Origin of the sequence: Pseudomonas sp. 21 (assembly GCF_000955805.1) — a bacterium.
Lineage (GTDB): Bacteria > Pseudomonadota > Gammaproteobacteria > Pseudomonadales > Pseudomonadaceae > Pseudomonas.
This window is the reverse complement of the sequence record NZ_JYOA01000001.1, coordinates 20,191-40,650: the sequence shown is the minus strand read 5'-3', so window position 1 is coordinate 40,650 and position 20,460 is coordinate 20,191. Positions and strand designations below refer to the sequence as shown.

Here is a 20,460-nt window from a genome sequence, read left to right as displayed (position 1 = left end):
CGGTGGGAGTCCTGAATTTCCTGCTCCAGGAAAGCGTCATGCCTCGACAGGCACCGCTCGCAAAGCTCCGATATCGCGCACGACCTGGAGGCCGCTGGTGCGCGCGAAAAGGGCGCGCAACAGATGGCATAGCCGGTTTTTTCCTAATTTTCCTGGCAATTCGCCATTAGGCAGGAAAGTTTGCTTCAGCGGCGGGCCGCTGCTCCCCGGCAAGCGTGACCGACTCCAGCAACCAGTCATGGAACAGCTGCGCCGCGGGTGACAGCTGGCGGTGGCGCAGGGACACCAGGTACTCGCCGCGCTCGGTGACCATGGCCAGGTCCGTCACCCGCTGCATCTCGCCGTTGGCCACCGCTTCGTCGGCCATGAAGCCCCAGGCCAGGCCAATGCCCATGCCCTGCTGCACGGCGCGGTAGGCGAGGGTGAGCTGGTTGAACACCGGGTCGCTCTCCGCCGGCTGGTAATCCTTGCCGAAGTGGCCGAACCAGTCGTGCCAGTCCAGGCAGCTCCAGGCCGAGGTGTCCAGTTGCACCAGTGGCGCGGTGGCGAGCTGGTCGAGGCTGGTGATGCGCGAGGCGTCGAAGTCCGGGCGGGCGACCGGGTAGACCACTTCGGGCAGCACGAAGCGGCTGTTCAGCGTGGTCCAGTCGCCGGCGCCCTAGAGGATGCCCAGGTCGAAATCCACCAGGCTGGCTTCGTCGATCTCGTTGATCGCATGGACATGCACGGCGATGCCGGGGTGCGCCTTGTTGAACTCGATCAGCTTGGGGAACAGCCAGAACTGCGCCAGCGCGTGGGTCGCCAGCACCGACACGGCGTTGCTCTGGTGCACATTGCGGATGCGCCGCACGCTGTGTTGCAGGCGTTCGAGCAGCATATCCACGGTGGTCAGCAACTCCGCGCCGGCGGCGGTGAGGGTGACGCCGCGCGGTTTGCGCTCGAACAGCGGCACCTTGAGGCTGTCTTCCAGTGCGCGCATCTGCTTGCTCACCGCGCTCTGGGTGAGGAACAGCTCGGTGGCAGCCTGGGTGAAGCTGCCATAGCGGCCCACGGCCTCGAAGGTGATGAGGGTTTCCAGGGGCGGCAGGGTGCGCAGGTAACGGCTGATGGCGGCTCTCCGGTGAAAGGCTTCAGGCATTCCTGGCGGGAATGTCTCGGTGCGGATTTATCCTTGGTCAGAACCTACCACAACCGCTACCGTGGCGGCTCTTTTGGCGCTGTATCGAGGGTGTGGGAAATGAAACGCGGGGTGGTCTACGCCGGCATGGCAGGCGCAATCTGGGGCGGAGTGATCCTCGCGCCGTCGCTGGTGCCGGAATTCAACCCGCTGCTGATCAGTTCCGTGCGTTTCGCGCTGTATGGCGCCATCTCGCTGCTGATCGCCTTGCCGGTGGCCCTCGGCCTGCTGCGCCGGGTCAGCCGCGAGGACCTGTCGATGCTGATTCGCCTGTCCCTGGCCGGCAACCTGCTGTACTTCGCGCTGCTCTCGGCGGCGGTGCAGTTCGCCGGAGTGGCGGCGGCCTCGCTGATCAACGGCATCATGCCGCTGGCGATCAGCTATCGCAGCCGTTCGGAGCGGGACTCGCTGCCGCTGTCGCGGATGAAAATGCCGCTGGCGCTGGTCGCCCTCGGCATCCTCTGCATCAACTTCGATCCGTCGGCGCTGATGGCCGCCGGCAGCACGCCAGGTGAGCGCATCCTCGGCATCGTCTGCGGTTTCTCGGCGGTGGTCTGCTGGTCCTGGTACGCCACCGCCAACGCGCGCTACCTGAAGGCCAGCCATTTCAACAGCCACGAGTGGTCGACCTTGATTGGCGTGGTCACCGGCGTCATGGCCGTGGTGCTCGCCGGCGTGGGCGTGCTGATCGCGCCGCAGGCGGTGCCGAGCGGCATTTCCGCGGAGCGCTGGATGGTGTTCCTCTGGGTCTCGCTGTTCCTCGCCATCTTCGGCTCCTGGGTCGCCAATGGCCTGTGGAACGCCGCAACGCGCCGCCTGCCAATGAGCCTCGGCGGCCAGTTGATCGTCTTTGAAACACTGTTCGCCTGCGCCTATGCCTACCTCAACGAGCAGCGGTTGCCCGGCCCGGTGGAGGCGCTGGCGATTGTCCTGCTGACCGTCGGCGTACTCTGGGCCATCGGCCTGCACCGGGCGCCGGCAGAGGTTCCGGCGCGAGCCGTGGAGTCCTGAGTCAGGCCTTCGGCGTGCCTTCCAGGCGCGGCGCCCAGTCTTCAACCGCGCCGTTTTCCAGGCGCCGCGACAGGGTGCGGCGCCAGTTCGGCGGCAACGGCAGTTGCAGGCATTCGCGCAGCACATCGGCGTTCACACGCTTGTCGAACAGCACGGCAGAGAGCCGTTCCAGCGACCATTCGGCATAGGGCCGCTCGACCAGTTCGAGTGTCGCTCCGGCGGCCACCGAGCCTTCCTCCAGCACCCGGTAATACCAGCCGGTGCGCCCCGATTCCTGGACCCGTAGGGCCATCTGCGCCACGTCGAAGCGGTCGTTGAGCTTCCAGCAGGGCATGCGCCCCTGCGACACCTCCAGCAGTGCCGTGCCGGCGCGGATGCGGTCGCCCAGGCAGAGGTCCGCTTCGGTCCAGCCGGTGGTGCTGAAGTTCTCGCCGAAGGCGCCGGGCTGGCCCAGCAGCGGGTGTTCACCCAGTTCGGCGGACCAGTCCGCATAGTGCTCGCGAGGGTAGTGGTGGATGGCTTTTTCGATGCCGCCGTGGACGCGCAGGTCGCCTTGCTCGTCGCTCTCCAGTCCCAGCACGCTAACCCTCAGATTGTCCTTGCGCGGTTGCTTGGCGATGGCGCTGCGCGAACCGGGGCGGGTGAAGGGCACGGCGCGGCCGGTGAGGAGGGCGTCGAGGGAAACGGCGGGCAGGCTCATGACGGGATTCTCGGGTTCGGAAATGGTATCGACCAAAAACTACCTGGACAAAATCCGCCAGGACGGTAGGCTCTGTCAAGGTTTCGATTCGATACCAAATCAATCCCCGTTCGATTTTCGCGAGAGTTCGCCATGCCGAAGTACCGCCTGATCATCCAGCGCCACGGCCAGTTGCTCGGCCATTTCGATTCCGACCTGCCCTGGGCGAAGGAGGCCGTGAGCAGCATTGCCTGTTGTCTGGGCGAGCTGGGTTATGGCCTGGAACTGCTGGTGACCGAGAGCGAGCGTCGCCTGTTGGAGAGTTCTCCCGAAGGCATCAAGGTGCTGAGTAGCGAGCCGCTGTATCGCCCCCTTGCGCTGGACAAACTGTAGGAGCGAGCTTGCTCGCGAACAGTTTTCCCGACGACTCGGGCGTCAAGTGGTTCGCGAGCAAGCTCGCTCCTACAAGAGCGGAAGGCCCCGTCAGCCGAGCTTCTGCCCCAGTTCGCCAATGAACTGCCGCAGCCACTCGTGGTGCGGCTTGTTGTGGCGGGCGATGTCCCAGACCATGAAGCAGCGGAAGGATGGCACCGGGAACGGCACCGGGCTGACGCTCAGGTCGGTCATCGCCGCGTAGCTCTCGGCGGCGAAGGTCGGGATGGTGGCGATCACTTCGCTGCTCATCAGCGTCGTCAGCGCGCCGCTGAAGTGGGTGAAGGAGGCGGTGACGCGCCGCGCGTAGCCGGCGGCCTCGAACATGTCGTCGATGAAGCCGCGCCGGCCGTCGTAGGACACCCGCACATGGTTCGCGGCGAAATACTCCTCCAGCGCGATGGGCTGGTTCGCCGCACGGCCGCGCGGGCGGAACAGGCAGGAGTAGGACGAGGAGAACAGCACTTGGGACGAGTAACTGGTGCCGAAGTCCTTGGGCTCGCTGCAGATCACCAGGTCCATGTCCGGGTCCTGCAGGGACTGTTTCCACAGCGAGCTGTTGCTCTGGTGGAAGGCGAAGCTCACGCCCAGTCCTTCGGCCGCAGCGGTGTTGACGATGCGTGGCGCGAGGTACGCCTCGATGTCGTCGGAGAGGCCGATGTTGAACACGTAGCTGGAGTCGTGGGCGGAGAATTGCGGCTCGCTGCCCAGTACGCCGGAGATCGATGTGAGCGCCTCGGCGATCTTCGGCGCCAGCTCCATGGCCTTGCGCGTGGGCTGCATGCCCGAAGCGGTACGGATGAACAGTTCGTCAGCGAATTGTTCGCGCAACCTGCGCAGCGCCGCGCTCACCGCGCCCTGGGTCACGTGCAGCACCGCTGAGGCGCGGGTGGCACTGCGCTCGGTCATCAGGCAGTGGAAGGTGAGCAGCAGGTTCAGGTCGATCCGCGAGATATTACGTACGTTAATCCGGCTCATATTTCCTAATCGTTTGCCCTGCGGTCGTGGGGCTTCCTAGTCTGGCGTCCACACAACCATAACAAGGGATGGAGAATCCTGTGGACGCGATTTCGCAAAGCTTGGGTGCTAGCAGTATCCATACCAGGGGTGGGCAGTCGGACATCCGCAAGCGGGCCATGGCGGTCGGCATCGGCAACTTCATGGAGTGGTTCGACTTCGCCATCTACGGTTACTTCGCCGCGGTGATCGGCATGCTGTTCTTCCCCTCCAGCGCGCCGGGCGTGTCGCTGCTGTCGTCGCTGGCGGTGTTCGCCGTCGGCTTCCTCTCGCGGCCTTTCGGCGCACTGATCCTCGGTCCGGTCGGCGACCGTTTCGGCCGCCGCGCAGTGCTGATCATCACGGTGTTCGGCATGGGCGTGTGCACCACCATCATCGGCCTGTTGCCCTCCTATGAGGCAATCGGCATCGCCGCGCCGATCCTGCTGATCGCCATGCGCTTCATCCAGGGCATGATGGTCGGCGGCGAGTGGTCCAGCGCCGGCATCTACATCGTCGAGAGCGCGCCGTCGAACCGCCGCGCCACCGCCGCCAGCGTGATCACCGGCACCGCCGGGCTGGCCTTCCTGTTCGGCACCTTCACCGCCGCGAGCATTTCCTCGGCGCTGGACGATGCGCAACTGGCCGCCTGGGGTTGGCGCCTGCCGTTCGTGGCGTCCATCGTGATGACCGGCATCGCCGTGTTCATCCGCCGCAAGCTGGGCGATACGCCGGTCTACGAAGAGATGGTGCGCCAGCGTGATTCGCATCAGGTCCATGCACCGAGCAAGGCCGTGCGCCGCCGCGCCTTCGTCACTACCTTCGCCTTCTCCGCGCTGTTCGGCGTCTCGCTGTACTACTTCATCACCTACGCCAACAACCACCTGGTCAGCACCGTCGGCCTGCCGCGCAGCAGTGCGCTGTGGCTGTGCAGCATCGCGCTGGTGGTCTACGTGATCGTCAACCCGCTGATCGGCCGCCTCAGCGACAGCATCGGCCGACGCAAGCTGCTGCTCGGCGCGGCTGCCGCGCTGACGGTTCTCGCCTATCCGATCTTCCTGCTGCTCAACACCGGCAACCCGCTGGCGATCCTCGTCGGCCTGACGGTGATGGGCGTGCTGGTGGCGATCACCGCGGTGATGGACGTGGTGCTGCTGGTGGAAGTCTTCCCGGCTTCGATCCGCTCCACCGGCGCGGCGCTCGGCCACAACCTGGCGCTGGCCATCCTCGCCGGCCCCGGCCCCTTCATCGCCGCCGCGCTGATCCGCCAGACCGGCGACGCGAACCTGCCGGCGGCCTATCTCGCGGTGGTTTCCCTGGTGTGCCTGGTGGTGCTGTGGAAGACCCTGCCGGAAACCCGCGACAACGACATCAGCCGCTTCTAGTCCCTTTTCACCAGCAGTCAGGAGTTCCCATGACCCGTGTAGCAATCATCCAGGCCGCCGCCGTTCCCTACGAGCCGATGGCCAGCGTCGAGAAGGCCGGCGGCATCCTGCGCCGCGTGGCGGAGCAGGGCGCCAGGCTGGCGGTCTTCCCCGAGGCGTACATCGGCGGCTATCCCAAAGGCGCCAGCTTCGGCAGCGTGATCGGCAACCGCAGCGGCGCCGGGCGCGAGTTGTACCAGCGCTACGTGGAAGGCGCCGTGGCGCTGGACGGTCCCGAGCTGGCGGCGCTGGCCGAGTTCGTCGAACAGACCGGCGTGATCACCGTGGTCGGCATCATCGAACGCTTCGGCCGCACCCTGTATTGCACCGCTGTCACCCTGGTGCCGGGGCGCGGGATCGCCGGCTACCACCGCAAGCTCATGCCCACGGGCCAGGAACGGCTGGTGTGGGGCTTCGGCGACGGTTCGACGATCGAGCCGGTGAACAGCGAGATCGGTGTACTGGGCAGCGTCATCTGCTGGGAGAACTACATGCCGGCGCTGCGCCAGGCCATGTACGCCCAGGGCGTGGAACTGTATTGCGCACCGACCGCCGATGATCGGCCGTCCTGGGCCAGCTCCATGCAGCACATTGCGCTGGAGGGGCGAGTGTTCGTGCTCTCCGCGTGCCAGGCCATTCGCCTGGGCGAGTATCCGCAGCAGCACCGCGAGGCGTTCGGCCTGGACTTCAAGGACGACGACTACGTGATGCGCGGCGGCAGCATGATCGTCAGCCCGCTGGGCGAGGTGCTGGCCGGGCCGGTATTCGACTGCGAGACCGAGCTCTATGCCGACCTCGACATGGGCCAGCTCAACCAGGGCAACCTCGATTTCGACGTGTGCGGCCACTACGCCCGACCGGACGTGTTCGAGCTGAAGGTGAATACCGCGCCGTTGCGCCCGGTCACTTTCCAGGGTTGACCGCCAATGCCCGGTGCCACCCGGCACCGGGCTTTCCTTGCCTCAGCGACCGACCCGTTGCTGCAGGTGCGCCGGATAGCGCTCGCCGACGATCTCGATCTCGCGCAGCGCCGCCTCAATGGCGGCGAGGTCGCTCGAGTCCAGTACCAGCACTGCCGCGCCGAGGTTTTCCGCCAGGCGATGCCGCTTGGTGGTGCCGGGGATCGGCACGATCCACGGCTGCTGCGCGAGCAGCCAGGCGATAGCGATCTGCGCACGGGTTGCGCCCTTGCTCTCGGCGAGGCGGCCGAGCACTTCGATCAGCCCGGCATTGGCCTTGCGGTTCTCTTCGGAGAAACGCGGCACGACGTTGCGGAAGTCGTTGGCCGAGAACTGCGTGCGCTCGTCGATGGCGCCGGTGAGGAAGCCCTTGCCCAGCGGGCTGAAAGGCACGAAGCCGATGCCCAGTTCGGCCAGCAGCGGGAGGACTTCCTTCTCCGGCTCGCGCCACCACAGCGAATACTCGCTCTGCAGCGCCGCCACCGGCTGCACCGCGTGGGCGCGGCGGATGGATTGCGGGCCGGCTTCGGAGAGGCCGAAGTGCTTGACCTTGCCCTCGCGGATCAGCTCGCCGACGGTGCCGGCCACGTCTTCCATGGGCACGCTCGGGTCGACGCGGTGCTGGTAGAACAGGTCGATACGGTCGGTCTTCAGGCGCTTGAGCGACGCCTCCGCCACGGCGCGGATGTTCTCCGGGCGGCTGTCCAGGCCCAGGCCGACGTCACCGCTGCTGAAACCGAACTTGGTGGCGATCACCACGTCGTCGCGCACCGGCGCCAGGGCTTCGCCCAGCAGTTCCTCGTTGGCGAAGGGGCCGTAGGCCTCGGCGGTGTCGAAGAAGGTCACGCCGCTGTCGAAGGCGGTGCGTAACAAACGGATGCCATCGTAGCGATCGACCGCGGGCCCGTAGCCGTAGCTCAGGCCCATGCAGCCCAGGCCCAGTGCCGATACTTGCAGGCCGGTGCGGCCCAGTGTGCGCTTGTCCATCGGAGTCTCTCCAATTGAAAGTCAGTCCTGAAGCGGGAAGGGCAGAATTGCCCGGCGAAACGTCTGGAATGGACTTTACTCAAGGACTTTCAGCGTGATTAGACGGCTGGAAGCGCATTCGCCTATGAGTGTGGCTCATGGATCATGCTGGGCGATTCATGAGAGTCCTTCATAGGTCCAAACGCGTTTCCCCTCTTAATCGATAGCGCGCGGCGACCTAGCATGGTCCGCCTATCGAACAGCGAAGTGGAGAACCCCATGAGCGAACCAGCTTCCACCGCCCACAAGGCTTTCGGCGACATCGCCCCGGCGCTGGCCGACTACACCGACCAGGTACTGTTCGGCGATGTCTGGCAACGCCCCGGCCTCTCGCCGCGCGACCGCAGCCTGGTCACCGTTTCCAGCCTGGTGGCGCGCTACCAGGCCAACGAGCTTCACTTCCACCTCGGCAAGGCGCTGGACAACGGCCTGACCCGCGAGGAACTGATCGAGGCCATCACCCACCTGGCTTTCTATTCCGGCTGGCCCACGGCCTCCACCGCACTGGGCGTCGCCCGCCGCGTGTTCGCCGAGCGCGATGCCGCCTGAGGAGCATTTCATGGAATACCGTTACCTGGGCCGCAGCGCCCTGAAAGTGTCGCCCCTGTGCCTGGGCGCGATGATGTTCGGCGGCGAGACCGACGAGCCGACCTCGCGCCGCATCATCGACAAGGCTTTCGAACAGGGCGTCAACTTCATCGACACCGCCGACGTCTACCACAAGGGCCGCTCCGAAGAGGTGGTCGGCCGTGCGGTGGCCGCCCGCCGGGACGACTGGGTAATCGCCAGCAAGTTCGGCAATGCCCTGGGCGATGGCCCGAACAATCGCGGTCAGTCGCGCAAGTGGATCTATCAGTCGGTGGAGGACAGCCTGCGCCGGCTGGGCACCGACTACCTGGACATCCTCTACTTCCACCGCACCGACGTCGATGCGCCGCTGGAAGAGGGCCTGCGCGCGGTGGGCGAGCTGATCCGCCAGGGCAAGGTGCGCTACTACGGCCTGTCCAACTTCCGTGGCTGGCGCATCGCCGAGGTGGTGCGCCTGGCCGACCAGCTGGGCATGGACCGGCCCGTCTGCAGCGAGCCGCTGTACAACCTGGTGGACCGCACCGCCGAGGTCGAGCAACTGCCCGTCGCCGGCCACTACGGCATCGGCGTGGTGCCCTACAGCCCGCTGGCCCGCGGCGTGCTCACCGGCAAGTACCGGCCCGGCGCCGAGCCGCCGGCGGACTCCCGCGTCGGTCGTGGCGACAAGCGCATCCAGCAGACCGAATGGCGCCCCGAATCCCTGCAGATTGCCCAGCGCATTGCTGAGCATGCCGCCGCCCGTGGCACCACGCCGGCCGCCTTCGCCCTGGCCTGGGTGCTGAACAATCCGCTGGTCAGCTCGCTGATTGCCGGTCCGCGTACCGAAGAGCACTGGGACGGCTACCTGCCGGCGCTGGACCTCAAGCTGACCGCCGAGGACGAAGCCCTGGTGGACAGCCTGGTGCCGCCCGGCCATGCCTCCACCCCCGGCTACAGCGATCCCGCCTATCCCGTCGAAGGCCGCCCGGCCCGCCGCTGACACCTCAAGGAGCACTATCGATGAAGACCCTTGGATACGCCGCGCAGAACCCGCAGGACCCGCTCGGCCCCTTCACTTTCGAGCGCCGCTCGCTGCGCGACAACGATGTGGCGATGGACGTCCTCTACTGCGGCGTCTGCCACTCAGACCTGCACCAGGCCCGCAATGACTGGGGCTTCAGCCGTTACCCGATGGTGCCGGGCCACGAAATCGTCGGCCGGGTCACCGCCGTCGGACCGAAGGTGACGCGCTACAAGGTCGGCGACGCCGTGGCGGTGGGCTGCATGGTGGACTCCTGCCAGGAGTGCGACCAGTGCCGCAAGGGCGAGGAGCAACTGTGCCGGCAGGGCAATACCCAGACCTACAACGGTGCTGATCGCCTGACTCGCGAAGCGACCCAGGGCGGGTACTCGAAGCAACTGGTGGTGCGCGAGGAGTTCGTCCTGCGCGTGCCGGACGGCCTGGACCTGAGCAAGGCCGCGCCGCTGCTGTGCGCGGGCATCACCACCTACTCGCCGCTGCGCACCTGGAATGTCGGGCCGGGCAGCCGCGTGGGTGTGGTCGGTCTCGGCGGGCTGGGGCACATGGCGGTGAAGCTGGCCGTCGGCCTGGGCGCTACCGTCACCGTGCTCAGCCGCACGGCAGACAAGCGTGCGGATGCCATGGAACTGGGCGCCGATGCGCTGTTGGTGTCGTCCGATGCGCAAGCGATGAAGGCGGCGGCCAACAGCTTCGACCTGATCATCGATACCGTGCCGGTGAGGCACGACCTGAAGCCCTACATGCCGCTGCTGGATATCGACGGCACCCTGGTGATGGTCGGTCAGGTCGGCCCCATCGACGACATCAGCAGCATTCCGCTGCTGCTGGGGCGCAGGCGTATCGCCGGCTCGCCCATCGGCGGTATCGCCGAGACCCAGGAGATGCTGGATTTCTGTGGCAAGAAGAACATCCTGCCGGAGTGCGAGATGATCCGCATGGACGAGATCAACCATGCCTTCGAGCGCATGGAACGTTCCGACGTGCGCTACCGCTTCGTCATCGACCTGGCCACCTTGTCGTGACCCGGTCCTGACGGGGCACGCCGGTCGCCCGGCGTTCATTCCTGGTGGCGCAGTGCGTCCACCAGCACCGAGAAGGCGCGGGATTTCTGCCGCCGGCTCGGGTAGTAGAGGTGGTAGCCGGGGAAGGTCGGGCACCAGTCTTCGAGCACCTTCTCCAGGCGTCCGGCGGCGACGTGCTCGGTCACCATGTCCTCGGGCAGGTAGGCGAGGCCGAAGCCATCCAGCGCGGCGCGCAGGATGTGCGGGCTGCTGTTGAAGGTCAGTTGGCCTTCGACCCGTGCCTTCACTTCGTGGCCGTCCCTGGCGAACTCCCAGGCCATCAGTCCGCCGTAGGTCGGCAGGCGCAGGTTCAGGCAGTCGTGGCCTGCCAGCGCCGGCACGTCCAGCGGAAGGCCCTTGCGTGCGAGGTAGGCGGGGCTGGCTACCACCGCCATGCGCAGGTCCGGGGCGATGCGCACGGCGATCATGTCCTTGGCCACCTGGTCGCCCAGGCGCACGCCGGCGTCGAAACGTTCGGCGGCGATGTCGGTCAGGCCATAGTCGATGCTCACTTCGACCTTGATGTCCGGGTAATCGGGCAGCACCTTCGCCAGCTTTGGCCAGAGCACGGTGCTGGCCGCGTGTTCGGCGGCGGTGATGCGCAGGGTGCCGACCGGTTTGTCGCGGAAATCGCTGAGGGCCGCCAGCTCGGCTTCGATCTCCTCGAAGCGCGGGGCCAGGGTATTGAGCAGACGCTCGCCCGCCTCGGTGGGGGAAACGCTGCGGGTGGTGCGGCTGAGCAGGCGCAGGCCCAGGCGGGTTTCCAACGCGCGGATAGTGTGGCTCAGCGCCGACTGGGAGACACCCAGTTGCGCCGCCGCCTTGGTGAAGCTGCCCTCGCGCGCCACGGTGACGAAGGCGATCAGGTCGTTGAAGTTTTCCCTTGGCATCTGGGCTCCGCTGCGTCCGGCACGGCAGGGAGCCGCGCCGGGGCAGTGTATCCGATGACTACAGGGTGACCACGACTTTGCCGAATTGCTGGTTGGATTCCAGATAGCGGTAGGCCTCGGCTATCGCGTCAAACGCGAAGGTGCGGGCGATCACCGGGCGCAGCGAGCCGTCCGCGAGACCGGCGTAGATGAACTCTGCGGCTTCATGCAGGCGCTGCGGATCTTCCAGCACTTCGTAGACGCGATAGCCCCGCAGGACCAGTGAACGGCTCAGTACCTCGAACAGTGGGAAGGGCGTGGGCTCGGGACTCAGGCCGCCGTACTCGATGAGGACGCCACCCTCGGCCATGGCGGCGGTCAGCGCCTCGAAGATCGGGCCGCCTACCGGGTCGAACACCACCCGCGCGCCAGCCTTGCCGGTGATCTCGAGCAGGCGCGAGCGCAGGTTTTCCTCCTCGCTGGCGATGACTTCGGCGGCGCCGGCCTGCACCAGGGCTTCGCGTTTGGCGGAGGTGCGGGTCACCGCGACCGGCACCGCGCCCACGCGGCGGGCGATCTGGATGGCGGCCAGGCCGACGCTGCTCGACGCGGCGGTGATGACGACGAAGTCGCCCTCGCGCAGTGCGGCTACCTGAACCAGCGCGCCATAGGCGGTCAGGTACTGCATCCAGGTGGCGGCGGCGTCGTTCCAGGCCTGCCCCGGCGGATTCTTCACCAGGCGGGCTTGCGGGACCACCAGACGCTCCGCGTGAGTCGGGTCTTCCTGCATCGAGGTCGGCGGCAGGACGCTCACGGCATCCCCCGGAGCGAACCCGCGTACCGCGCTGCCCACGGCCTCGACCACCCCCGTGGCCTCCAGTCCCAGTCCGGACGGGAACCGCGGGCTCTCGATGTAGCGGTCCGTGCGCAGCAGCGATTCGGCGCGGTTCAGCCCCAGGGCCTTGACCCGGATGCTCACTTCATCCGCGCCGGGCTGGCGAACTTCCACTGGCTCGATGCGCAGGACTTCCGGGCCGCCGAACTGGTGGAAACGCACGGCGCGGGTTTTGATGCTCTCCATGTGATGCTCCCATACGTAATTGATTTGACGTAAAGCGACTATCCGTCATGGGATTCGATCGTTAAATGGCGTATAGAAGCAGTTAGTCGAAATCAGGAGTTTCGAATGGACCGTCTGACCAGCATGGAAGTCTTCGTCCGCGCGGTGGACCTCGGGTCTTTCGCGGCGGCGGCGGATGCGATGGAAATGTCCGCACCCATGGTGGGCAAGCATGTGCGCTTTCTCGAAGAGCGCCTGGGCGCCCAGTTGCTGATGCGCAGCACGCGCCGGCAAAGCCTGACCGAGGCGGGGCGGATCTACTACGAGCGCTGTCGCGCGCTGCTGGCCGATGCCGAGGCGGCGGACATCCTCGCCGCTGGCGAGGTGGCCGAGCCGCGCGGGCGGCTGCGGGTGGCGATGCCGGTGCATTTTGGTCGGCGCTGCGTGGCGCCGGTCCTGCTGGAACTGGCGCAGCGCTATCCGCAACTGGAGCTGGATCTGCGCTTCAGCGACCGCCTGACGGACCTGGCGGATGAGCAGATCGACCTGGCGATCCGCACCGGCGAACCGCAACCCAGGGACGGCATCATCGCGCGGCGTATCGGCCGGCAGCGCATGGTGGTGTGCGCGGCGCCAGCTTACCTGGCGGAGTACGGGCAGCCCGAAAGCATCGAGGCGCTGGCCGCGCACCAGGTACTGGTCTATCACCGTTCCGGGCGGATCAATCCCTGGCTGTTCCCCCGCGAAGGGCAGGAACCCGCAGCGTTTGCGCCGAACTCCCGGCTGCGTTTCGACGACCTGGCCGCCATTGCCGATGCGGCGGTGCGCGGCATGGGACTGGCGTGGCTGCCTTACTGGCTGGTACGCGAAGTCATCGAGGCAGGTGCGCTGCAGGAGCTGCTGCCGTGGCAGCCGGGCTTCCTCTACGACGTTCATGCGACCTGGTTGCAGACCGCCCAGCTGCCGCGCAAGGTGCGGTTGGCGATCGATGCGCTGGTCGAGGTGATACCGGGCCTGGTGATGCCGGCACAGGAGTAGGGCGGCCCAGGCGGCCGCCCGGGGTCATCACTTGGCGGGAGTCAGCTGCAGCACGCGGTCGCGACCACCTTCGGCAAGCAGGTAACCGCCCTTGCCGTCGGGCACGATGGACTGCGGTGCCTTGAGGAACGACAGGATGGTGCGCGGAACGCCCTTGCCATCCCACAGCAGCAGGCGGGCGCGGTGGGTGGAGTCTTCGCTGATCCACAGGCCGCGCTGGTCGCACATCAGGAAGGTGGGCTGGTTGAGGCCGGAGAGCAGCACCGGGTCCTTGCCGTCGTCGCTGAACTGGTGCACCACGCCTTTCTTCTTCTCGGTGTAGAGCAGCTTGCCGTCGGTGCAGCGGGTGACGGATTCGGTTTCCTGCAGGTGGTCGCGCAGCACGGTCAGCTCGCCGTCGCTCCAGCGGTAGCGCAGCAGACGGCCATTCTCGCCGCGGTCCTCGATGGCGTAGAGGTTGTCGCCGTCATCCCACAGGCCCTGTACGGACTGGCCCATGAACAGGTCGGTGACCTTGCCGTCCCTGAGCAACTGCACCGGCCTGCCGTCGGATTCCTGGCTGAACACCCAGCCGCCCTGGGCCGCGATCATGCCGTCAGGCTTGGACAGCCCGTCGACCATGACCCGGCGCTCGCCGTCGGCGGCGATACGCAGGATGTTGCCCTGGTCATTTTTCAACTCCTGGCTGACCAGCAGGCCGCCATCGGGCAGCGGTACCAGCGATGCAGCTTTCTGCACGTTCTTGTGCAGCACCTGGACGGACCAGCCATCGGTGGCCTGCACCGGATAGAAGCCCTGCCAGGCGAAGAAGCCAAGGGCGGCCACGACGATGGAGCCAGTGCCGGTCAGGGCAAGGCGAATCAGCGAACGACGGGGCGAACGCAAGGGAGTCTGGGGCATGTATCGGCTGCCAAAACTGAAGGTGGGCAACACTGGGGCGATCCTTTTGGATTTATGCCTTCCTGGCATCCAGCGTGCAGCCGGGCATGGTAACCAGACAGTTCATCCGCGGGCTAGGGCGAAACCGCGTGACAGACATCATGCAAGGCAATACGGAGAAGCCGGGCGAATCGTCGTACAGCCGGCACTATTGGTACGAATGTGCAGCGAATTGGCAGGCATTGCCTTGGGAGTTTGCGGTGTTTTGCCGCGTATGTGCTGATTTGCCGGCCACGCGGGAGAACTGGGAAGACGGCCTGATGGCCAATGGCCTACAATTCCTGCGTCCTTTGCTGAGGACAATCCAGACGGCTGTTGCGGACAGGAAGTCCGCAACAGCCGTTTTCTTTTCTGCGTTTCACTACGCCGGGCGTATCGCCTGAACCGCTTCCAGTTTCTGCAGGCGAAGCGGCGCACCGCGCAGGAAGGTGCTGATCTGGCTGGCATCCATCGGCTTGCCGAACAGATAGCCCTGCGCACAATCGCATTCCAGCTGCTGCAACTGGCGAAGCTGCGCAGCGTTCTCCACCCCCTCGGCAATCACCTTGAGGCCCAGATCGCGGCCGAGCGCCAGGGCGTTGCGCAGCACGATGAGGCGGCGGGGGTCGCCGTTGTTCACGTCGGCCACCAGGTGGCGATCGAGCTTCATCTCGGTGAAGGGCAGTTCCATCAGGCGCTGCAGGGTGGAGTGGCCACAGCCGAAGTCGTCGATGGCCAGGCCGCAGCCCAGCAGGCGCAGGCGCAGCACGTTCTCCAGGCTTAACGGCGGCGCATGCAGTGGCGAGGCCTCGGTCAGTTCGAAGGTGATGCGTCTGGGCTCGATGTCCAGCAGGCGCAGATTGCGTTCCACCGCGGCGGAAAAGTCGGTCTGGGCGATCTGCTCGGCTTCCAGATTGAAAGACAGCTTCAGCTCATTATTGCCCTGGGTCCGCAGGGCCTCGACGGCCTGGGTCATCAGTTCGAAGAGCATGCCGTCGAGCTTGCCGGCACGCCGCAGCCCCGGCAGGAACTCACCGGGAAGCAGGACGTGTCCGTCCTCCAGTTGCCAGCGCGCCAGCACCTCGAAGCCATAAACCTGCGCGGTCGCCACGGCTACCTTGGGTTGCAGGTGGGCGCGCAGACGCCCCTGCGAGGGCAGGTTGGCGGCCTCGCTGTCCTCGTCGGCAACGGTGTCGTTCAGGGACAGGCCAAGCTGCGCTTCCCTGGGCTGAAAGTCGCTGAGCAGGGCACGCAGGCGCTCCAGGGTCGCGGCCTCGTTGCCCAGCCAGAACACCTTCAGGCCCTGCAACTGTAGCAGGTGGGAGAGGGCGCTCCAGGTGCCGGGCGCCATCTCCCCGCTGACCACCACGCCATGGGCCAGGCGTTCGCGGGCGACGGTCTGGAGGAGTTCCAGGCGCGACACCGGATCAATGCGCACATCGCAGATCAACAGGTGGACGCCGCCCTGGCTGCGCAGGCGATCCAGCGCGAATGCATTGCTGGAAACCTCGGACAGGAAGCTGTAGCCCAGGTGATGCAGCGCAGTGACAGCGGTGGAACGGTGCAGGCCGGAAGCCTGGAGCACCAGCGCAGAAAGCGGAAGCATGGGGTTCTCTCATGAAGGATTGGCCTGACGCATTCTCGGAAATGCCCTTCCCACTGTGAGGCGGAGGATTCCAGTTGTTCTGTCAGGAAAATCCTATCCATGACTTATATGACACTTCGCACGAGTTCCTCGCAGCCCCCGCCCGCTCTGGCCTGAGCCTTCCCGGCCAGGCGCCGGGATGAAACCAGCGGTCGACCCTCGTGGCCCCACATGTTAGGGTCCTTGGGCTCCCTTTCACGTCCGCAACGGCTACCCACGGCCGCGCGGCACGCCCTGAACATGGAGAAATGGCTCATGTCACGTCCCGTACCAAGGGGACCTGTCGACACGGCCATGGTCCCGCATAGCGAGGCCTCAGCCACTGCGCTGCTGAACCTCTGGCTCAGCCGACCTCAGCAGACTGCACTGTTCCTGGATGTCGACGGAACCCTCCTGGACATCGCCGAATCACCCGGATCGGTCGTCGTACCGCCCGGGCTGCTCGATGCCCTCACACACCTGCACCGCCGACTCGACGGTGCCCTGGCCCTGATCAGCGGCCGCCCGGTCGAAGAACTCGACCGGCTCTTGCAACCCTTGCGCCTGGCGGCCAGCGGTGGCCACGGCGCCCACTGGCGCGAAAGCGGCGACTGCCCCTTGCACCGCACCACCCAGGACCTGCCCGCCTGCGTGCGAGTGCAATTGAACGCCCTGGCGAACCGGCATGTCGGAATCCATGCCGAAGACAAGGGCAGCAGCTACGCGCTGCACTACCGCTCGGCACCTTCGCTCGCCGCAGAACTGCGTATGGAGTTGCAGGCTTTGCTGCGTGCGCCGGAGGGCGCAGGGCTGCGGTTGCTCAACGGCAAGCAGGTCTACGAAGTCGTCCCCGAAGGTGTCGACAAGGCCCAGGCCATCCAGCGACTGCTGGGCACGCCTGGCTTTGCCGGGCGCCTGCCGTTGTACATCGGCGACGACGTCACCGACGAACCCGCTATCGCGCTGATGCCCGCGCTGGGTGGCCTCGGCCTCTCGGTCGGGCGCGCCTTACCCGGTGCCTGCGCGGTGTTCAGCGACGCGGAGCAAGTCCGTGGAGCACTCATGCAAGCAGCAGGAGGACATCCCCGATGACGAACCCACTGGAAGGTGCCCTGGAACTGGGCCTGATCGGCAATTGCCGGGTGGCCGCACTGGTCAACCCGCAGGCTCGGCTGATCTGGTGGTGCTACCCGAATTTCGACAGCGATCCGGTCTTTTCGCGGCTGCTGGCCGGCGACGAGGAGAAGGGTTTCGCCGACGTGGTGCTGGAGAACCAGGTCAGCAGCACATCCGACTACCAGCGCAACACCGCGATCATCACCACCGTGCTGCGCGATGACAGTGGTGGGGCGGTGCGCATCACCGACTTCGCTCCGCGCTTCCTGCAGCATGGCGGCATCTACCGGCCGGCGCAGCTGTGCCGGCTGATCGAGCCCATCGAGGGCATGCCAAAGGTCACGTTGCGGGTGCGCCCGACCCACGGCTACGGCCAGCCCAGCCAGGGCGCCAGCAGTTCCAGCCATATCCGCTACCTGGAGGGCGACGAGCCGCTGCGCCTGACCACCGATGCGCCGCTGGCCTATATCCAGCACGAAACGCCATTCGCCCTGCGCCATCCGGTGAGCCTGGTGATCGGCCTCGACGAACCGCTGGGCAACGCCCCTGGCGAAGTGGTCCGCGACTACCTCAAGCGCACCCAGAACCACTGGCACGACTGGGTGCGCGGGCTTGCGATCTGCTTCGAGTGGCAGCAGGTGGTGATCCGCTCGGCGATCACCCTGAAACTGTGCAACTTCGAGGACACCGGCGCGATCATCGCCGCCGCCACCACTTCGGTGCCGGAGGCGCCGGACTCGCAGCGCAATTGGGACTACCGCTACTGCTGGCTGCGCGACGCCTACTTCGTGATCCTCGCCCTCAACCGCCTGGGTGCTACGCGGACCATGGAGGGCTACATCGACTTCATCACCACCGTGGCCAGCGGTGATGCCGAGCTCAAGCCGCTGTACGGGATAATCCCCAGCCAGGACCTCACCGAGCGCATCGAGCCGGAGCTCGCCGGCTTCCTCAACCACGCTCCGGTGCGCGTCGGCAACCAGGCGGTGGAGCAGAACCAGCACGATGTGTTCGGTTCGGTGGCGCTGGCGGTGTTGCAGAGCTTCGTCGACGAGCGACTGCCCAATCCGAGCAGCGAAGGGATGTTGCAGTTGCTCGAGAGCCTGGCCACCAGGGCCGAAAGCGCGGCCTTCGTGGCGGATGCCGGCATCTGGGAATACCGTGGCCGCCAGCGCATCCACACCCATTCTGCGTTGCTCTGCTGGGTCGCCTGCGACCGGGTCGGGCACATCGCCGCGCGCCTGGGTCGCAAGGAGCAGGCGAAGGGCTGGATGGACAAGGCCGCCAGGCTGCGCGACCGCATCCTGGCCGAAGCCTGGAGCGAGAAGAAACAGTGCTTCACCGGCGCCTTCGGCCATGACGACCTCGACGCCAGCGTGCTGCTGATGAACGAGCTGGGGATCATCGCGGCAGACGATCCGCGTTTCATCGCGACGGTCGATTGCATAGGCCGTGAGCTGAACGTCAACGGGCAGATGCTGCGCTACGCCGCGGCGGATGATTTCGGCGTACCGGAAACGGCGTTCCTGGTGGTGAAGTTCTGGTACCTGGACGCGCTGGCCGCCATCGGTCGCATGGACGAGGCCCGCCAGCTGTTCGAGCAGTTGATCGCCGCGCGTAACAACTACGGGCTGCTCTCGGAGGATCTGCACCCGCATACCGGGGAGCTCTGGGGGAACATCCCGCAGACCTACTCCATGGCCGGGTTGATCAACTCCGCCATGCGTCTGTCCATTGGCTGGGAGGAGGGACTATGTCGCGTCTCGTGGTGATCTCCAACCGGGTGGGCATTCCCGGCGAGAACGGGCCCGCTCCGGGCGGGCTGGCGGTGGCGGTGGACGCGGCGATGCGCGACCGCGAGGGCATCTGGTTCGGCTGGAGCGGCAGGAAGGCCGAGGAGCCGGGCCCGCCGACCACGGTGCAGCGCGACAACCTGCAGTACGTTCTGACCGACCTGCACCCGCAGGACTTCGACGAGTACTACAACGGCTTCGCCAACCGTGTGCTCTGGCCAATCCTGCATTACCGGGTCGACCTGGCCGAGATCAACGAGGCCGAGTTCGGCGGCTACCAGCGGGTCAACGAGTTCTTCGCCGAGCGCCTGAGTCCGCTGCTGGAGGACGATGACGTCCTCTGGGTCCACGACTACCACCTGATCCCCCTGGCCCTGGCGCTGAGGCAACGCGGGCACGGCAATCGCATCGGCTTCTTCCTGCACATCCCGATGCCGCCGGCCGACCTCATTACCGCGTTGCCGCACCACGACGAACTGATCCGCGCGCTCACCGAGTACAACCTGATCGGCTTCCAGACCGAGAACGACGCCAGCAACTTCGCCCGCTACCTCACCCGCGTTGTGGGCGCGGCAACGCCCGATGGCCGGCGTTATCACCTGGAGGACCAGCACTTCCGCGTGGGCGTATTCCCGGTGGGTGTAGATACCGAAGGCTTTCGCCGCCTGGCCGAAGAGGCTTCGCAGAGCCAGGCCGCCCAGGACCTGCGCGAAAGCCTGGGCGGCCGCGCGCTGATGGTGGGGGTGGATCGTCTCGATTACTCCAAGGGCATCGTCAACCGGCTGGACGGCTACGAGCGCTTCCTCGAGCGCAACCCGGACTGGCACAACCGCGTCACCTGCCTGCAGATATCACCGGGCAGCCGCCAGGACATCCCCGAATACGCCGATATCGATGCCGCCGTGAGCGCACGGGTAGGGCACATCAACGGGCGCTTCGGCGCCGTGTCCTGGGTGCCGCTGCGCTACGTGGCGCGCAATCACCAGCGCGCGGACATCGCGATGGTCATGCGCCACGCGCGCATCGGCCTGGTGACGCCGCTGCGCGATGGCATGAACCTGGTCGCCAAGGAGTTCGTAGCCGCCCAGGACCCGGACGATCCCGGCGTGCTGATCCTCTCCCAGTTCGCCGGCGCGGCCGCCGAGCTGGGCGGCGCGCTGATCATCAACCCTCACGACCGCGACGCCCTGGCCGACGCCATGCAGCAGGCCTTGCGCATGCCGCTCAAGGAGCGCCAGGCGCGTCACCGCGACATGTATGCGGTTCTGCAGGCCAACGACATCCGCTTCTGGGGCCCGAGCTTCATCGATGCGCTGACGCGGCCGGGCAGGGCGCTGAACTGGCTGTCGAACCATTTCCTCAGCCACTGAAACGCAAAACCCCGCCATGGCGGGGTTTTCTTCATGCATTCAGACGCTTAGGGCGCCGGTTTCTTCCCATCGGACTTCGCCCACTGCGACTTCCGCTCGACCTTCACTGCCAGCTGGCCAACGGGGATTTCCTGGATTTCGCCACCCTGGGAGAGGAAAGCGGCAATCTTTTCATCAAGCTCCGAACGTTCGCGAATCAGCTGTGAGTCAGTCATGAAGTCACCTTTGCGTTGGGCGCCAAACCGGCCCGGCCAGCCTACACGTCTTTTGCGAATTTGGCCGAGATAGCTCGACCATT

Annotated in this window: 20 protein-coding genes and 1 pseudogene; 12 read left to right on the top strand and 9 right to left on the bottom strand. The window is 66.3% G+C overall.

Going from position 1 to position 20,460, the window contains the following annotated elements; all coding sequences use genetic code 11:
• Nucleotides 1-166: 166 nt before the first annotated feature.
• Nucleotides 167-1,138 (bottom strand): annotated as a pseudogene (locus UB43_RS00195) (LysR substrate-binding domain-containing protein).
• Between the two features lie 99 nt (nt 1,139-1,237).
• On the opposite strand from UB43_RS00195, the gene UB43_RS00190 reads away from it, so the two are divergent.
• Nucleotides 1,238-2,188 carry a DMT family transporter gene (locus UB43_RS00190; protein ID WP_045207241.1) on the top strand — a complete coding sequence of 317 codons (951 nt, stop codon included), beginning with the start codon at nt 1,238-1,240 and terminating at the stop codon, nt 2,186-2,188.
• 1 nt (nt 2,189) lies between these two features.
• On the opposite strand, the gene UB43_RS00185 is transcribed toward UB43_RS00190, so the two are convergent.
• Nucleotides 2,190-2,888, bottom strand: coding sequence for an MOSC domain-containing protein (locus UB43_RS00185; protein ID WP_045207239.1), 699 nt, complete (start codon nt 2,886-2,888; stop codon nt 2,190-2,192).
• Nucleotides 2,889-3,020: 132 nt separating this feature from the next.
• On the opposite strand from UB43_RS00185, the gene UB43_RS00180 reads away from it, so the two are divergent.
• The gene (locus UB43_RS00180; protein ID WP_045207237.1) at nt 3,021-3,260 is read left to right on the top strand and encodes a hypothetical protein; all 240 of its coding nucleotides are present in this window, start codon (nt 3,021-3,023) and stop codon (nt 3,258-3,260) included.
• Between the two features lie 90 nt (nt 3,261-3,350).
• Here UB43_RS00180 and UB43_RS00175 read toward each other — a convergent pair whose 3' ends face one another.
• Entirely contained in the window at nt 3,351-4,277 is a 927-nt protein-coding gene (locus tag UB43_RS00175) for a LysR substrate-binding domain-containing protein (RefSeq protein WP_045207234.1), read from the bottom strand.
• Nucleotides 4,278-4,435: 158 nt separating this feature from the next.
• Here UB43_RS00175 and UB43_RS00170 point away from each other — a divergent pair, with 158 nt between their 5' ends.
• Together UB43_RS00170 and UB43_RS00165 are read left to right on the top strand one after the other, a co-directional pair.
• Nucleotides 4,436-5,680 carry an MFS transporter gene (locus tag UB43_RS00170; RefSeq protein ID WP_256204861.1) on the top strand — a complete coding sequence of 415 codons (1,245 nt, stop codon included), beginning with the start codon at nt 4,436-4,438 and terminating at the stop codon, nt 5,678-5,680.
• 29 nt (nt 5,681-5,709) lie between these two features.
• Entirely contained in the window at nt 5,710-6,639 is a 930-nt protein-coding gene (locus UB43_RS00165) for a carbon-nitrogen hydrolase family protein (RefSeq protein WP_045207230.1), read from the top strand.
• Nucleotides 6,640-6,681: 42 nt separating this feature from the next.
• On the opposite strand, the gene UB43_RS00160 is transcribed toward UB43_RS00165, so the two are convergent.
• Nucleotides 6,682-7,665, bottom strand: a complete 984-nt coding sequence (locus UB43_RS00160) for an aldo/keto reductase (RefSeq protein WP_045207228.1) — start codon at nt 7,663-7,665, stop codon at nt 6,682-6,684.
• Between the two features lie 258 nt (nt 7,666-7,923).
• On the opposite strand from UB43_RS00160, the gene UB43_RS00155 reads away from it, so the two are divergent.
• The 3 genes from UB43_RS00155 to UB43_RS00145 are packed head-to-tail and all read left to right on the top strand — an operon-like array spanning nt 7,924 to nt 10,335.
• The gene (locus UB43_RS00155; protein ID WP_045207226.1) at nt 7,924-8,253 is read left to right on the top strand and encodes a carboxymuconolactone decarboxylase family protein; all 330 of its coding nucleotides are present in this window, start codon (nt 7,924-7,926) and stop codon (nt 8,251-8,253) included.
• 10 nt (nt 8,254-8,263) lie between these two features.
• A complete protein-coding gene (locus UB43_RS00150) occupies nt 8,264-9,271 on the top strand; it encodes an aldo/keto reductase (RefSeq protein WP_045207224.1) in 1,008 nt (335 codons plus the stop codon).
• A gap of 20 nt (nt 9,272-9,291) precedes the next feature.
• Entirely contained in the window at nt 9,292-10,335 is a 1,044-nt protein-coding gene (locus UB43_RS00145; RefSeq protein ID WP_045207222.1) for an NAD(P)-dependent alcohol dehydrogenase, read from the top strand.
• Between the two features lie 35 nt (nt 10,336-10,370).
• Here the strand turns inward: UB43_RS00145 and UB43_RS00140 are convergent, their stop codons facing one another.
• Both UB43_RS00140 and UB43_RS00135 read right to left on the bottom strand, forming a co-directional pair.
• Nucleotides 10,371-11,264, bottom strand: coding sequence for a LysR family transcriptional regulator (locus UB43_RS00140; RefSeq protein WP_045207221.1), 894 nt, complete (start codon nt 11,262-11,264; stop codon nt 10,371-10,373).
• 58 nt (nt 11,265-11,322) lie between these two features.
• The gene (locus UB43_RS00135) at nt 11,323-12,324 is read right to left on the bottom strand and encodes a zinc-dependent alcohol dehydrogenase family protein (protein ID WP_045207219.1); all 1,002 of its coding nucleotides are present in this window, start codon (nt 12,322-12,324) and stop codon (nt 11,323-11,325) included.
• Nucleotides 12,325-12,429: 105 nt separating this feature from the next.
• Between UB43_RS00135 and UB43_RS00130 the strand changes: the two genes are divergently transcribed.
• Nucleotides 12,430-13,341, top strand: coding sequence for a LysR family transcriptional regulator (locus tag UB43_RS00130; RefSeq protein WP_045207216.1), 912 nt, complete (start codon nt 12,430-12,432; stop codon nt 13,339-13,341).
• 27 nt (nt 13,342-13,368) lie between these two features.
• On the opposite strand, the gene UB43_RS00125 is transcribed toward UB43_RS00130, so the two are convergent.
• Nucleotides 13,369-14,241 carry a hypothetical protein gene (locus UB43_RS00125; protein ID WP_045208795.1) on the bottom strand — a complete coding sequence of 291 codons (873 nt, stop codon included), beginning with the start codon at nt 14,239-14,241 and terminating at the stop codon, nt 13,369-13,371.
• Between the two features lie 128 nt (nt 14,242-14,369).
• Between UB43_RS00125 and UB43_RS29445 the strand changes: the two genes are divergently transcribed.
• On the top strand, nt 14,370-14,663 hold the full coding sequence (locus tag UB43_RS29445; RefSeq protein WP_156160308.1) for a hypothetical protein: 294 nt from the start codon (nt 14,370-14,372) through the stop codon (nt 14,661-14,663).
• Here UB43_RS29445 and UB43_RS00120 read toward each other — a convergent pair.
• Nucleotides 14,642-15,865, bottom strand: coding sequence for an EAL domain-containing protein (locus UB43_RS00120; RefSeq protein ID WP_045207214.1), 1,224 nt, complete (start codon nt 15,863-15,865; stop codon nt 14,642-14,644). The two genes, UB43_RS29445 and UB43_RS00120, sit on opposite strands and share 22 nt — an antisense overlap.
• A 294-nt stretch (nt 15,866-16,159) precedes the next feature.
• Between UB43_RS00120 and otsB the strand changes: the two genes are divergently transcribed.
• The 3 genes from otsB to otsA are packed head-to-tail and all read left to right on the top strand — an operon-like array spanning nt 16,160 to nt 20,162.
• Nucleotides 16,160-16,975: a trehalose-phosphatase gene (otsB, locus tag UB43_RS00115; RefSeq protein ID WP_256204860.1), complete on the top strand. Its 816-nt coding sequence runs from the start codon at nt 16,160-16,162 to the stop codon at nt 16,973-16,975.
• Nucleotides 16,972-18,771 carry a glycoside hydrolase family 15 protein gene (locus UB43_RS00110; RefSeq protein ID WP_045207213.1) on the top strand — a complete coding sequence of 600 codons (1,800 nt, stop codon included), beginning with the start codon at nt 16,972-16,974 and terminating at the stop codon, nt 18,769-18,771. Before otsB ends, UB43_RS00110 begins: the two co-directional genes overlap by 4 nt.
• Entirely contained in the window at nt 18,753-20,162 is a 1,410-nt protein-coding gene (otsA, locus tag UB43_RS00105) for an alpha,alpha-trehalose-phosphate synthase (UDP-forming) (protein ID WP_045207211.1), read from the top strand. The genes UB43_RS00110 and otsA overlap by 19 nt, the downstream gene beginning before the upstream one ends.
• Before the next feature lie 47 nt (nt 20,163-20,209).
• On the opposite strand, the gene UB43_RS29750 is transcribed toward otsA, so the two are convergent.
• A complete protein-coding gene (locus tag UB43_RS29750) occupies nt 20,210-20,377 on the bottom strand; it encodes a hypothetical protein (protein WP_167523180.1) in 168 nt (55 codons plus the stop codon).
• Nucleotides 20,378-20,460: the final 83 nt, after the last annotated feature.